Here is a 13,981-nt window from a genome sequence, read left to right on the forward strand (position 1 = left end):
AGCGATCGCCTATAATGCGATCGCAGGTTTATCATTTTATAGTTACTGATTGGGAAATTACGCACTTAACCCATTTTAATTTACTGCAAGCTATAACCCTAATAATCAATTCTGCCCAAAGCTGAAGGAGGAGAATAATTCAATGGACCCAATAATTTTTATCATATTTTTAGCTCTAGTAGGTTATGCCTTGGCATCTGCAAAGATGGTAAATCAAGGGAATGTGGCCTTAGTTGAACGCTTGGGGCGGTATCATCGCAAACTTAATCCGGGAATCAGCTTTATCGTTCCTATTCTTGATCAGATTGTGATGGAGGATACAACCAGAGAGCAGTTGTTAGATATTAAACCCCAAAATGTCATTACTAAAGACGGAGTTTACTTAGAAGTTGATGCAATTCTTTACTGGCGGATTAAAGATATTGAGAAAAGTTTTTATGCCATTGATGATTTACAAACTGCCTTATCTAACTTAGCCACAACTACCCTCCGGGAAAATATCGCTCAGAATTCTTTAGAGGATACTAATATGTCTAGAGACGAGATAGACCGAAGCATATTAGGCGTATTAAATTCAATTACAGCCGCTTGGGGAATTGAAATTATCCGTTTAGATATTCAGAGCATCACTCCACCGGAAAGTGTCCGCAAGTCAATGGAAGCTCAACAAAACGCACAAATTAAGAAAAAGTCAGCTATAGAAGCCGCAGAAGGGGAACGACAAGCGGCAGTTAAACGAGCGGAAGGAACTAGAACATCTATAGAAATAATTTCAGAAGCCTTGCGGAATCATCCTGAAAGTAAGGATATTTTAAGGTATCTTGTTGCCCAAGATTATGTAGATGCTAGTCAAAAATTAGGTGAAAGCAATAATGCCAAAATTGTCTTTGTAGATCCTGCTAACTCAACAGAAATGTTTCAGGAATTGATTTCCGATTCAGTACAAGAAAATCATGGTAAAGGCAATGGTAACGGTAATGGCAAAGGTAACGGTAACGGTAACGGTAATGGACTTAATTAGGGAATATAGCGGTATGCACTTGCATGAGATACATTCATAAACCCCCTCCTCACTTGCGGGGAGGGGGTTGGGGGTGGAGTTATTGTATTTCACTCAACCAATTTCCTGTTTAAAAGTTGCAACCAAGCGATCGCAATATGTGTGCTGCTGTAAAATCACTTTAGGGCGTTCCAAGAAATAAATTATCCCAAATTATTTGTATATTTATGAGAGTGAAGACCTTCCACCTAGTGTGTTAATTCTGAATCCCTTATCCCATAAGACTTCACGCACAAAATGTGTCGCATATTTTCATGAGGAAGTGCCTGGAAAAGATGCTTTCGGTGTAAACTACGGTAACACCAATAATTTTCTAGACAATCCCTCCAAAATACACAGAATTAACATACTAGCTTTAAACCCAGAAATAAAGTTTTAATTGATACTCATAACCTCCTGCCCCCCCTGCCTCTTAACTCCTCCCTTTTTGTAAACACTGAAATGCTTTTTTATAATCGTTTGAAGGTGATTTCCAGATTGACACTCCCCGCGTCTAAAGACGCGGGGATTCTATAGAGAGTTTCAGTCTATATCTCTCAGTTATCCCAGATTCAGGCAGGGTTCCTTAAATATTTGGGTTCTTGCCCTGATCCTGTTTGCCATTACTGGCAGAATCATCTCTGACAAGCGTAACTTTCCGAGAGTCCCCCGGTAGGTTTTTAATGTCTTTGCTGACAATTTAATTGTCTCACGAATATGGATTAAAATTTGAAATTATTTCAAATTTTTAAATTAATGTCAATGCAGAATAAATCCTGCCTCTAGCCTTCATCCCTTGTCTAAAGCACAGATGTAGCTTCCTAAGTCAGCTACATCTTCAAGGGTTTTCGGCATTTCCCTTATAAAAATTACTACTCTCCGCAATTTTTCCAGTCTTTTAGTGTGAAATCGCTTGGCGTAAACACAAACTCACTGGAATTGCAATGACGACGCACCACAACCATTGTAATTGTGCCATATTTGCGATCGCCCTCCTCAAATTGAATTACTCCAGTTGTCCCTCTAACCGAGAATTGTGGTTGGGTAAGAGTTTTTTGAATGCCGCTGCGGGTGGGGTTTTGTGTGATGGCTTTGTTTAAGACTAATACTGCATCATAGCTTGTTGCTGTTCGCCAAGAGATTTCAGTATTGGTAGCAAGTGCTTTTTTGGGGATTTTCCAGAGGATTTGAGCTTGCTGTACAAACGCCGAGTTAGGATCATTCATGGGATGCCATGCAATCGCTAACGCCGTTCCTTCAATTCCCTGTGGTGAGACAATTTTATCAGCTTTGAGTAGGTCAGAATTATAGAGACTATCACCTGCCACAATCCAAGCTTGGTTGACATTTGATCGTATGACATTTAAAGCATTGGGAATGGCATTATGTAATCCTACTCCAGCATCAGGAATAACGACAATCGCCGTTCCACCTTGAGTTTTGACTTGATTTAAAGCCGCTTTCGCATCAAAATTATCTCTAGCCAGATTGAAAGCTGGTTGCTGATTAATCACATTCCCTTTCAGTAATTTTGCAGCCTCTTGAAACGCTCTTGATAAAGATTGAGCATACTCACTATCCTGACTGTAAAAAATTGCTGCTTTTCGCTGTTGCAGTTCCGAGAAGAGATAGGTGGCCATTTTTTGTGCCGCAATGCGATCGCTAGGTACAGTACGGAAGAAAATAGGACTTTTGAGGCGATCAGAAGTGCTAGTTGCAGAAATTAAAACTACCCCTGCTTTGTGATAAATTGGCAGCGTTTGTTTGGTTGCATCACTGGAAAAATGACCCACAATCGAGAGTAAATCTCGATACTTTACCAATTTTTTGGCAATTCGACGAGCATTATTGCCAGTGTTGCTATCTGCACGATTATGATCATCAGCGATTAGAATCCGTAAAGGCTGGCCACTTTGCAGAATCAAAGTTTGAGCTTGAGCTATACCCCGCAAGATTTCCAACCCTCTAATAGTAGAACGCCCAAGTGGAACTGTAACTGCGATCGTATGAATTTTATCTGTGGTAAATTGCGTTTGAATTTTGGCGTTGTTGAGATAAATTAAAGTTTCTGGATCTGGTTGTTGATTGAAAGCAATTGTAAATAAATGTATAGCGTCAGGAAAATTTTTAGCTCGATATTGTTCAATTGCTGATCGCTTTTCTACTGGCGGCTGATTTGATTCCGTAAAGTTATCAGGAATAAGGATTTCTTCACCACAACTAAGATTATCTTCTAGAACATTATCACAGGTCAGAGGTAGTGCTGTTTTTTCATAAATTAGTTTTGATCCGATGGTAATCAAAACACCGCAAGCTATCATTAAATAGAATTTTCGCCATTGCAACTGCGGATATTTTTTATTTTTAATATTGGCAATTTTTTCTAGAATTGCTTGAGCAGTTGGTGGACGACGCTGTGGATCGGCATCCGTCATCGTTTGAATTAGATGAATTAAGCTTTGAGGATTTTTTTTATTTTTAATATTTTTAAACCAATTGTAGGAACGAGCGCGACTATCATGAGCCGGATCAACCCCTGTCAGTAAATATATAAAAGTCCGACCTAAAGCGTAGAAATCTGATTGAAGAACAGCTTGTCCTTGCATCTGTTCGGGTGCAGTATACCCATTTGAAATAATCACTGTTACAGGTTTATTATTAACAATAGTTTTGGTCAACTGACGTGCAGCACCAAAGTCAATTAAAACTAATTTTCCATCAGGACGAAGCATAATATTTGCAGGTTTGATATCTCGATGAAAAAAACTATTATTATGTACAAATTCGAGAATCTCAACTAATTGATAAAGCCAATCTAAAGCTATTTTATATGATGTTAAATATTGATTTTTAGATAGCCAAGTCTGCAAATTTTCACCAGGAACTTTTTTCATCACGAAACAGCGTAATTGGCGATTTGTCTGCAAAAAAAGTGGAAATATAGTTTCACCAACAGGTAAACCAGGATGTCGTAAATCGGTAAGTATTGATACTTCTTGTTCAAATAATCGAAGTAGATCAGGTGTGACATTTTTTAGTGACTTGAGAACCTTGGGGCGCTCGCGCTCAAGTAAATCTTCGATTTCAAATACTTCTGTATAGCTATGTGTCTCAAGTTGTAGGGGATGGATCAGCCTGTAGCGATTTTGCAGTAAAAGTGCTGTTCCACAAGCTTGACATACTGCACAATTATCAGGATTTTTTCGTTGTGAACAATCTGGATTGATACAGTAAGCCATAAGAGGATGCCTGAAAAGGTTTTAGTGTATAAATCAAATCAACCCCTCTCCAAACCTCTCCCCTGCAAGGAGAGAGGCTTTGAAACCCCCAGCTAAAAAAAGTTTTTCTGCTTCCCTCTCCTCTTAGGAGAGGGTTAGGGAGAGGTAGGGGGGTTAGGTTTTTAAACATCATCTAAAAATGAGAAGTAATTGACACTCTCAGGTCTAAAGACACTGAGATTCTACAGACAGAATTAATTTAATCTAATTCTCGTTACGGTGGTCAAACACCGTCTAGTGAGTTTACTTAAATTGAGTTTAAGTTTTCCCGTTACTTTTTTTAAGATATTCGCTGATCCATTAAGATCAGCATTTACTAAAAACTTTTCACCTGTTAAGTAAAGTCCTCTCAAAATTCGTCTCCCAGATGCTTTCCACCCTTGGGGTTTTGGGCTTCGCCCCGCTTCGCTAACACCGTACTTGGGTAGGGAGTCTCCATCTAAAAAACTCGATTTTGAAGTATAACTCTCCTCTGTCAGATGAAAGTTTATCCCATATTGGCAACACAGTTGATTAAGTCGATCTTTCAACTTACCTAATGGCATTTGAACAAATTTTTGATTGTTCAAGTTACCCATATTGGAATTCAGTTTAAACCCATCGTTCCAACCTAGAACTAAGTTACCTATTTTATTTTTGAGGCAGTGGTCAATAATCAACCTTGCACTTTTGTTGATCCCATCTCTCATTTGATGGTTTCGTTTTCTGGTGACTCGATCTAACCAACTGTCCCAGTAGTCACTTGACTTGCCTTCTTTTTTAGTAGAGACTTTTTTATTCCAGAGTTGATTGTCAGCTTTTAGTTTTCTTGAGTCAATTAAAAAAGAATTTCCTAAAGTGTCTACACAGGCTGCTAAATTATCGGCAGTTCCCAAATCAATTGATAGGGCTTCACTAATATTTAAGTCAGTGATCTTTTTCTCAACCAAATAAGACAACTCCAGGTAAAAAGCCCCATTTTTGGGTAATATAGTCAACTCTTTGACCTTTGAGAAATCTAAGTTAATTGGCATTAGGAGAAAGAATTCAGATATTCCAAACCATCTTTTTACTGTCAACCCTAAAGGAAATCTAATTTGATTATTTTCAAGAGTTGGCTTACCCGCTCCAGTATTGGGAAACGCAACTTTAAAAAGTTTAGATCCTTCAAGGTAGCTAGGAGGCTTAGGTTTAAAAAGTAACTCACTTTTGTTGAACTTGTTTTTTAATTCTTTAAAGGATTTAAAAGCTTCGCTTACTGAGATTAGTGTTTGTTGAGCAACTACCGAAGGTAGTGAACTTGCTAATCTGGTCTTGCTCACAGTTGACTCATATATTAGGTCGAATTTACCAGTGAGTAACTTACCAGTTTTGAAAAGTGTTTGTCTAGCAAAATAGACCCCTGAGTTATAGAGTTTACCTGATTGTTGACAAAGATACTCTAATATTGCTTTAGTATCTTTATCAGGGGATAATAGGACTTGTTGAACTCCCATTAAGGGTTTATTTTTGACCATGATTTGGATTTTCGCTATTATATTTATGATTTCACAAAATGATAAATTAATCAAGAAGAACTTAGGCGACTAAAGTCGCACGAGTCGCTTATATCTCAGGTCTGAAGACGCTGAGTTTTACGCTTACCGAGAGATTTATAAACGCTGTACACATTTTAGAATAACAGGCTGCAAAATAAAGTATTCCTGTGTATTTACTTTCAGGGTTTCCACTAATGCCCGTCTTTTTAAAGATAAAAGTGCAGATAAAATATTTCCTGTTGAGGCATGGCTTATAAGTTTTAATTGTATTTCCTCACGAGTCAATCCCTGGGAATTTGTAGCTAAACATTTAAGTAGAGTTTGTTCCAGAGACGAAATGTGTTTAAGCCATTGCGTCACCAGTGGTTCAAATTCATCAGTGACAATAGTTCCCGAAGCCAGAAATTCTCCCACATTCCCAGCAAATAATTCGTGAATTAAATTTGCTGCCATATTTAAAAATAATGGATTACCACCATATAGATTTACCAATGTCATCCATTGTTCGGCATCAAATATCAGCCGATGATGCTGTAAAAGCTCAATTGCACCTTCCATTAGTCCACCCAAAGGCAAAAAAACTGCACCATTGGCCGTTAAATTATTTAATCCTTCTGGTTGTTCACGACTGGTCAAAATTACGCAACTTTCATGGGGTGTTTGCACTACCGATTCCAGAAAACTTTTATAGGAAACATATTCAGGAAGATATTTGCCAGCGCGATGCCTACGGCGAGCGAAGCTATCGCCTCCCAGAATTCCATCCCAACCATCAAAAATTAGTAGTGTTTTCGGTGGTAGCAATGGCAAATCGGTTGTTGGTAAGGTGCGGTGAAAAGAAAACCACAGCGTTTGTTGAAACCTAGACTGCACAGCTTGGGCAAGTTTTGAAGCTACAGCCGTTTTACCAATACCACCCATCCCTGTAATCACAATCAAGGGTATTTTTTGTTCAATTGCTTGAGTTAGAGTTAGCAGTTCATAACCCCGCCCAAAGAATAAGGGAATATTAGGGATTTGGGATGTACTAGATCCAGAAAAATCCAGGGAACGTGCCAGTACGTCTTGCCAATTTAGCCCCAAAATTTGACAAAACGCTTTGAATACTGAGGCATCAATAGCATCACCTTTCAGAAACCGTTTCCAGGTAGGTAAAGATACACCATTTGCAAAAACTTCCGCATTTTCCCAGTTCCGTGTGGGTTCGAGAATTTGACTCGCGGCTTCTAACCAACAAGGATTATCAATCGTCCATCCTTTTTCTTTCCGAGTTTGTTTGATGATTTGTAGTCCGGTAACTGAGAGTTTGAGACTAGGCATGGGAGATTATTAGAGGCTTGTGCTAAATCTGTCAAGCTCAATTTTAGATCAGTCTTGTAGTGAACTGAAACTTAACTAGAAATACTTAATTCCGATCAGTGATATTAAGTATATTCCTCAAGGACGACGGAAAACACTTATGAAGCGTTTTATCTCAACCGCTGTTACTACAGTTTCACTTATGAGTTTGTTATCAACTCAGGCATTTGCTCAAACCAAACCTTCGACGATTACAGCCTTCTTAGATCGTTTAGGTATGAATTATGAAGTCCAAAAAGATGGACGTATTTCAATATTAGCTGGAGTTGAGGGTAATCGGACTCAATATGGATTTATCGTGCCAGAACTTGGAAAGATTGGTAACAATGATGTTATTGCTGTAATGTCTTTTTCTCGAATCTCTAAAACACCTCCAGACGCAGAAAAAACAAAGCAATTGGAAAGCAAAGTTAATGACATATCAAGCGGTTGGGCTACAGTTTCTAAAGAAGGAATGTATGCCACTTTTTACTACAAGATTATACCTCTAAACAAAGATCCAGATTTGGCGCGTAAAGACATCATAGAACTTCTCAATATTGCAGACACCGAAGAAAAAAATTTGGGTAGCAAAGACACATTGTAAACAATTCAAAATTGAAACCAGAAAAATTATGTCAAAAAGTAAAGTTTTCAAGCTCTCAATGCTATGAATTTGAGTCATAGAAAAACCTTTGATTATTGTGCGGAAATTTCACATTTCCGCTTCATAAATAATTCTTGAAAATCAGATAAAGGATCAAATTATGTGGACTAAACTTATCCGAAGATTCTCTCTATTTTGCATTGCTCTATTTTTCACTATTGGTCTTTCTCTCAATCATGCTACCGCACAAACACCTCCTTTTTATTGGGACTATATCAACGTTAATATTGATGTGCAAACTAACGGAGATATGTTAGTTACGGAAACACAAAAGTATGTTTTTACATCAGATTGGACAAATCAAAGATATCGCTATATTCCTTTAGATAAAGTTGATGAAATTAAGGATATCTCTGTTTCAGAAAATAATCAAATTCTACCTAGTGAAACTGGAATTGACAATGATCAATTTTGGATTCGTTGGCAACATCAATTAAAAGCACCAGAGTCACATATTTTTGTAATTAAATATCGTGTAGTTGGTGGACTGCATATTAATGGTGATAATACTCAAGTTTACTGGAAAGCCATTTTTGCTGACCGTAAAGCCCCAATTCAAGCAGCAAAAGTTAGGGTACAACTGCCAGAAGCTTTATCAGGTAAAGTCGAAGATTTTCAAAATTTTGGTATACCAGCTACAGCCAGTCAAGTAAATCCAAAAACATTGGAATTTGTAGCAAATCAGGCTATTCCACCCCAGGAAGAGTTAGAAGTTCAGGTAACATTCAAGAGTGAAATTCTCAATATTCCTCAAGCTAATGGGCAAAAACGCGGGTTTTTCGACTTTGGGAAAGTTTTTAATTTAACTAATTTTATATTTCTGATCATTTTTGCCAAAATTGCCCATTACATATTTTCAGCAATCAATGATCAAAAATGTCCTGAATGTGAAAAACTTACGCTCAACTGGAATTATACAGTATTAGTTCCTGCAACTACTACCCATACAGGAAGGCAAAGAGTAACCCACCACTGCACAAACTGCCCATACCATAACGAGTTTGAACAGGTGATTCCAGTAATTAGTGAAAGTAGTGGCGGCGGTGGTGGCGGTGGCGGCGGTGGTGGTGGCGGCGGCGGTGGTGGCGGCGGCGGTGGCGGTTGATAGCCAGTTAGCATTTACACCTCATCTCAAGTAGCAGTTATTAGTAGCAATTCTCATGTTTTGCACTATAGCGAAGGTATTGATAAATCTGAAAAGTTCTTAATTGAAAAAGGAAAACAAAATGAAATTATCAAAATTAACAACTTTAGTTTTTGTACTAGGAGCAATATTATATAGCTCTAAAGTTGATGCTCAAAATGTGCCGAATATTTTAGAGTCAGGAAGAGAATCAAGATTACTGTTAGTACAAGTTAATTCTCAAGATCCAAAATTTTACATCAAGCGTGGTGAAGCCCGATTGGAATCAGGAGATGTGAAAGGGGCGCTTGAAGATTTCAACCAAGCCCTACGTCTTAATCCTAATGATGCCGAGGCTTACAATAACATAGGTATTATTCGCTTTCAATCAGGAGATAAGAAAGGAGCAATGGAATATTTAAATAAATCCCTAAGTCTTGATCCTAATGATGCAGTAGTCTACAGCAATCGAGGCATTGCCCGCTTTCAGTCGGGAGATGCGAAAGGAGCAATTGAAGATTTGAATAAAGCTTTGCGTCTTAATCCTAACTCTGTAGAAGCCTACGTAAACAGAGGTGTTATTCGCCGTAAATCGGGAGATATGAAAGGAGCAATTGAAGATTTGAATAAAGCTTTGCGTCTTAATCCTAACTCTGTAAAAGCCTACAATCAAAGGAGTTCTACCCGCAGCGAATTGGGAGATACCAAAGGAGCAATTGAAGATTTGAATCAAGCTTTGCGTCTTAATCCTAACTCTGTAGAAGCCTACAATAACCGGGGTCTTGCCCGCCGTGAATCGGGAGATGCGAAAGGAGCAATTGAAGATTTGAATCAAGCTTTGCGTCTTAATCCTAACTCTGTAGAAGCCTATAATAACCGAGGTCTTGCCCGTACTGACTTAGGAGATGCGAAAGGGGCGATTGAAGATTTCAACCAAGCACTACGTATTAATCCTAACATTGCATTATCCCACAGTAATCGAGGTTTTGCCCGATTTCAATCAGGAGATGTGAAAGGGGCAATTGAAGATGTAAACCAAGCCCTGCGTCTTAATCCTAACCTTGGAATAGCCCACTATAACCGAGGTTATGCCCGGTTTCAATCAGGAGATGTGAAAGGAGCTATGGAAGATTATAACCAAGCTATACAGATTAATCCTAATATTGCATTAGCCTATATAAACAGAGGTAATGCCCGCAGTCAATTAGAAAATGTGAAAGAGGCGATGGAAGATTACAACCAAGCCTTACGTCTTAATCCTAATCTTGCACAAGGCTACTTAAATAGAGGTCTTACTCGTCGTGAATCAGGCGATGAAAAAGGGGCTACTGCCGATTTACAAAAAGCATCTGAACTATTTCAACAACAAGGAAAAATAGCCGAATATCAGTCTACTCTTAATTTACTTCGGGAGATAAATAATAAGTAAATTTCAGCATATTTTCCTTATAATTGTCGAAAAGTCTACAAATTGTGAAGCCAACACCAGACGTGGATGAATTGAATGATTTACCGCAAGGGAGTTCCAAGAAATAAATTATCCCAAATTAGAAGTATAAATTGACCCCTCTCCAAACCTCTCCCCTTGCAGGGGAGAGGCTTTGAAAACCCCATTCCCTTGTAGGGAAGGGGGCAGGAGGGTTAGGTTTTTAGAGATTATGGGTTTCATCTAATACTTTATGGCTAACGCCACGCTTCGCTATCAAACAACCTCTAAACATCAACCCCTTTTTCTGTTTCTATATTCTTTCTTGTTCCTGACTCCTAACCTTCACGATAAATAGCATCTGCTACTAAAGTAACTTCTTGCATTTCCTGAACATCGTGAACTCGGAGGATATCTGCACCATTGAAAATGGCTGCACAACAGGCTGCGGCTGTTCCCCAAACTCGCAATTTCGGATCTGGTTGATGAAGAATATTACCTATAAAACTTTTACGAGATGCTCCCACCAAAATTGGAGAATTGAGTGTTTTTAATGATTCTAAACGGCGAAAAATTTCTAAATTCTGCTGATGATTTTTCGCAAAACCAATACCAGGATCAATAATTATTTTATTTTTGTCAATTCCCAAAAGTGTAGCCTTTGTAATTTGCTCAGATAAAAAGTTATAAATATCAGCGATTAGATCTTCATAATCTGTGAATTTCTGCATAGTTTGGGGTTTTCCTCGGATGTGCATTAACACAATCGGCACATTTAAACTAGCAACAGTTGGCAACATTTGGGGGTCAAATGTACCAGCAGAAATATCATTAACTATATCTGCTCCAGCGGTAATTGCGGCTTTGGCTACTTCTGCTCTAGTTGTATCTATAGAAATAGGAATATCAATAACTGGACGTAGCAACTCCAAGACAGATAGCACCCGCTCAAGTTCTGCTTCTAGGGATATTTGTTCTGCCCCTGGACGGGTTGATTGTCCACCAATATCAATAATATCAGCACCAGCCGAAACCATTGCTTGTGCCTGGGTTAAAGCCGCTGAGGTGGTGTTAAATTTACCACCATCACTAAAACTATCCGGGGTGACATTCAAAATTCCCATGAGATAAGTCCGCTTTCCCCAGGTAAAACAGTGATCTCGGATAGTTAAGTTGTTAGACATGAAATTTTTTAACTTTTAATTGATGTATCCCCAATCCCCAATCCCCATTATTGATAGTTGACAATTCTGGCAAAACTATCAGCTTTTAGACTAGCGCCACCAACGAGAGCGCCGTCAATTTCTGGTTGTGCCATAATTTCATCAATATTATTCGGGTTGACTGAACCGCCATATTGGATAGGAACTAGGGGATTAGTTAATTGACTGCGAATTAAGCCAATTACCCGATTTGCTTCCTTGGATTCACAGGTATCACCAGTACCAATTGCCCAAATTGGTTCATAAGCAATAATTAGGTGAGTTTGATCAATATCTACCAAGTCTTTTTTTAATTGGTTGCTAATTATTGATTCTGTTTCCCCTGCGTCTCGTTGTTGTTTAGTTTCCCCAACGCAAAGAATGGGTGTGAGTCCATGCTTTTGGGCGGCTTTAAGACGGAGATTGACAGTTACGTCAGTTTCTCCAAAGAATTGCCGTCTTTCACTGTGTCCAACAATGACAAAACGCACACCGATTTCCGTGAGCATGGGGGCGGCAATTTCGCCTGTATATGCTCCATGTTCTTCCCAGTGGACGTTTTGTGCGCCCAAATTTACACGGCTACCATGTAAAGATTTGGACAGCAGGCTTAAGTCGGTGAAGGGAGGACATAATACCACTTCTCGTTCTGAGGGGGTTTCCTCCAGGTGAGGCAAAAATCCGCTTAAAAATTCTGCGGATTCTGCCTGGGTTTTAAACATTTTCCAGTTTCCAGCAATAACGATTTTCCGCACAGGTGATTTAATCAAGATTTTAATGCTACTAGATGCACTTTTCAATGTACTACTTTTTTAGGACTATTCACTAAGCAGAATTTACTGAGTCACAGAAATAGTCATCAGTAGTAATATAGGCTAATGGTTGGTTTTTTAACTTAGATAGAGTTTTTGTATCAATCAAAAATTAAGTTATTTGCCAAAATTAATTTAGTAGTTGCGCTTGATTACGTAAACGCAACTACTAAATTAAACTAACTGCAAACCATCTTTTGCTTCTTTGGCAATTGCCTCTACTTCGTCATTTACCAAGGTTGCTAGAATAGATTTAGCTTCATCAATACCCAAACGAGTTAAAGCTTGTACTACTCTGTAACGTACTTGCCAATCTGGATTAGTGCTGTATGGAACTAGGAGAGGAACTGCTGTTGGATCTCCCAATTCACCAAAGGAACTAATGGCCGCAGTTTGAATTAAGCCATTATCGGAAGCCAGTGCTTGGGTAAGCAATTCAAAGGCTCGTGGATCTCCTAATTCTCCTAATGTCGCAATAATGCTAAACTGTACCAGCCATTCTGGTGTTTCTTGGTAAAGCTGTTGTAAGTCTTCAAAAGCGTCATGTAGTTTCAGCGCACCTAAACAGTCTGCTGCGGCTGCCTGAACATCTGCTTCTGGATCATGAAGTAAACCCCGGAGGATATTCAAGGATAATGGTAAATCCTGTGTTCCCAGGGTATCCATTTGACTTACGGCCGAATAACGGACACGCGCACTGCTGTCAAGGATGGCAATTTGGACTAATTCTAAACCGATTTGTGGTTCTAGTTCCCGAATTTGATTGACTGCACGCAAGCGATCGCCTAAATTGTCAGAACGCAGTAATTCTCTTATACTATCAGCAGACACACTCATTTAATTGTCCTTTGTCAGTTGTCAGTTGTCAGTTGTTAGTAGGGGCGAAGCATTTGGAAGATAAATTATCGGTCATTGCCAAAAATAGTTCTCCAAATGCTTCGCCCGTACAGTTGTCAGTTGTTAGTTGTCAGATAATATTTCTCTCCTTTGCTACTCTGCGGCCATAGTGCGAATAATATCACCACGAGTTAGAATACCAATTACCTTACCCGCATTGTCAAGGACTGGGAGACGATGAACTTTGTGATCTTGTATTAATTTTGCTGCTTCTCTTAATGGTTTATCAGGAGAAATAGTTAGGGGATTTTTACTCATAACTTCCCCTACTGTTTGTCCTAAAGCTTTATGTAAATCTCGTTCATAGGTTGCAGGATTTTGTAAATAAATCACACTATCCAAAATCATGATATATGCAGGGGGAGTTATACCAGTTTCTTGCCACATCAAATCTGTTTCTGAGATAATTCCGACTAATTTACCTGCGTCATCAATTACAGGTAAACCGCTAATTCGTTTTTCTGCCAGAATTTGGATAGCTTCTTTTAAGGGAGTTTGAGGACGGACGAGGATAGGATCACGACTCATCACATCAGCAACGGTTTTAGACATTTTTTTTACTTGCACCTTTTATAAAAGTCTTTTTAACTATTGTAGGAAATTATTGGTAACAAATAAAATACAGTTAATACATTGTTACTTTTTATTTTTAAAATAAACGTTGTTTGTGTTGAAAAAGCAC

Annotated in this window: 12 protein-coding genes; 5 read left to right on the forward strand and 7 right to left on the reverse strand. The window is 38.7% G+C overall.

What is annotated here, in order from left to right; translation table 11 throughout:
* Positions 1 to 142 precede the first annotated feature (142 nt).
* Positions 143 to 1,021 (forward strand): SPFH domain-containing protein, encoded by an 879-nt coding sequence (locus BMF77_RS16665; RefSeq protein WP_148764328.1) that lies wholly within the window; start codon positions 143 to 145, stop codon positions 1,019 to 1,021.
* A gap of 890 nt (positions 1,022 to 1,911) precedes the next feature.
* Here BMF77_RS16665 and BMF77_RS16670 read toward each other — a convergent pair.
* From BMF77_RS16670 to BMF77_RS16680, 3 genes are all read right to left on the reverse strand, one after another.
* Positions 1,912 to 4,278 carry a bifunctional serine/threonine-protein kinase/ABC transporter substrate-binding protein gene (locus tag BMF77_RS16670; protein ID WP_148764330.1) on the reverse strand — a complete coding sequence of 789 codons (2,367 nt, stop codon included), beginning with the start codon at positions 4,276 to 4,278 and terminating at the stop codon, positions 1,912 to 1,914.
* Positions 4,279 to 4,511: 233 nt separating this feature from the next.
* Positions 4,512 to 5,813 (reverse strand): RNA-guided endonuclease InsQ/TnpB family protein, encoded by a 1,302-nt coding sequence (locus BMF77_RS16675; RefSeq protein WP_371735122.1) that lies wholly within the window; start codon positions 5,811 to 5,813, stop codon positions 4,512 to 4,514.
* Positions 5,814 to 5,948: 135 nt separating this feature from the next.
* Entirely contained in the window at positions 5,949 to 7,154 is a 1,206-nt protein-coding gene (locus tag BMF77_RS16680) for an ATP-binding protein (RefSeq protein ID WP_148764332.1), read from the reverse strand.
* A gap of 139 nt (positions 7,155 to 7,293) precedes the next feature.
* Between BMF77_RS16680 and BMF77_RS16685 the strand changes: the two genes are divergently transcribed.
* The 3 genes from BMF77_RS16685 to BMF77_RS16695 all read left to right on the forward strand — a co-directional run bounded on the left by BMF77_RS16685 (position 7,294) and on the right by BMF77_RS16695 (position 10,391).
* A complete protein-coding gene (locus BMF77_RS16685; protein WP_148764334.1) occupies positions 7,294 to 7,779 on the forward strand; it encodes a hypothetical protein in 486 nt (161 codons plus the stop codon).
* A 160-nt stretch (positions 7,780 to 7,939) separates the two neighbouring features.
* The gene (locus BMF77_RS16690) at positions 7,940 to 8,944 is read left to right on the forward strand and encodes a DUF2207 domain-containing protein (protein WP_148764336.1); all 1,005 of its coding nucleotides are present in this window, start codon (positions 7,940 to 7,942) and stop codon (positions 8,942 to 8,944) included.
* A gap of 121 nt (positions 8,945 to 9,065) precedes the next feature.
* Positions 9,066 to 10,391, forward strand: coding sequence for a tetratricopeptide repeat protein (locus tag BMF77_RS16695; protein WP_148764338.1), 1,326 nt, complete (start codon positions 9,066 to 9,068; stop codon positions 10,389 to 10,391).
* 335 nt (positions 10,392 to 10,726) lie between these two features.
* Here BMF77_RS16695 and folP read toward each other — a convergent pair whose 3' ends face one another.
* The 3 genes from folP to nblB form a co-directional block, all read right to left on the reverse strand.
* Positions 10,727 to 11,572: a dihydropteroate synthase gene (folP, locus tag BMF77_RS16700; RefSeq protein WP_148764340.1), complete on the reverse strand. Its 846-nt coding sequence runs from the start codon at positions 11,570 to 11,572 to the stop codon at positions 10,727 to 10,729.
* Between the two features lie 47 nt (positions 11,573 to 11,619).
* Positions 11,620 to 12,345 (reverse strand): triose-phosphate isomerase, encoded by a 726-nt coding sequence (tpiA, locus tag BMF77_RS16705; RefSeq protein ID WP_015080065.1) that lies wholly within the window; start codon positions 12,343 to 12,345, stop codon positions 11,620 to 11,622.
* 231 nt (positions 12,346 to 12,576) lie between these two features.
* On the reverse strand, positions 12,577 to 13,239 hold the full coding sequence (gene nblB / locus BMF77_RS16710) for a phycobilisome degradation protein NblB (protein WP_148764342.1): 663 nt from the start codon (positions 13,237 to 13,239) through the stop codon (positions 12,577 to 12,579).
* Positions 13,240 to 13,271: 32 nt separating this feature from the next.
* Here nblB and BMF77_RS26820 point away from each other — a divergent pair, with 32 nt between their 5' ends.
* On the forward strand, positions 13,272 to 13,409 hold the full coding sequence (locus BMF77_RS26820; RefSeq protein ID WP_210422374.1) for a hypothetical protein: 138 nt from the start codon (positions 13,272 to 13,274) through the stop codon (positions 13,407 to 13,409).
* Here BMF77_RS26820 and BMF77_RS16715 read toward each other — a convergent pair.
* Positions 13,393 to 13,851 carry a CBS domain-containing protein gene (locus BMF77_RS16715; protein ID WP_148764344.1) on the reverse strand — a complete coding sequence of 153 codons (459 nt, stop codon included), beginning with the start codon at positions 13,849 to 13,851 and terminating at the stop codon, positions 13,393 to 13,395. The genes BMF77_RS26820 and BMF77_RS16715 overlap by 17 nt on opposite strands.
* Positions 13,852 to 13,981: the final 130 nt, after the last annotated feature.

The sequence above is a fragment of the Dolichospermum sp. UHCC 0315A genome, assembly GCF_008121535.1.
Lineage (GTDB): Bacteria > Cyanobacteriota > Cyanobacteriia > Cyanobacteriales > Nostocaceae > Dolichospermum > Dolichospermum lemmermannii.

Bases quoted from the DNA above. Each gene is read 5' to 3' on its own strand.
- BMF77_RS16665 (WP_148764328.1), top strand. From the start codon at position 143: ATGGACCCAATAATTTTTATCATATTTTTAGCTCTAGTAGGTTATGCC.
- BMF77_RS16670 (WP_148764330.1), bottom strand. From the start codon at position 4,278: ATGGCTTACTGTATCAATCCAGATTGTTCACAACGAAAAAATCCTGAT.
- BMF77_RS16675 (WP_371735122.1), bottom strand. From the start codon at position 5,813: ATGGTCAAAAATAAACCCTTAATGGGAGTTCAACAAGTCCTATTATCC.
- BMF77_RS16680 (WP_148764332.1), bottom strand. From the start codon at position 7,154: ATGCCTAGTCTCAAACTCTCAGTTACCGGACTACAAATCATCAAACAA.
- BMF77_RS16685 (WP_148764334.1), top strand. From the start codon at position 7,294: ATGAAGCGTTTTATCTCAACCGCTGTTACTACAGTTTCACTTATGAGT.
- BMF77_RS16690 (WP_148764336.1), top strand. From the start codon at position 7,940: ATGTGGACTAAACTTATCCGAAGATTCTCTCTATTTTGCATTGCTCTA.
- BMF77_RS16695 (WP_148764338.1), top strand. From the start codon at position 9,066: ATGAAATTATCAAAATTAACAACTTTAGTTTTTGTACTAGGAGCAATA.
- folP (WP_148764340.1), bottom strand. From the start codon at position 11,572: ATGTCTAACAACTTAACTATCCGAGATCACTGTTTTACCTGGGGAAAG.
- nblB (WP_148764342.1), bottom strand. From the start codon at position 13,239: ATGAGTGTGTCTGCTGATAGTATAAGAGAATTACTGCGTTCTGACAAT.
- BMF77_RS16715 (WP_148764344.1), bottom strand. From the start codon at position 13,851: ATGTCTAAAACCGTTGCTGATGTGATGAGTCGTGATCCTATCCTCGTC.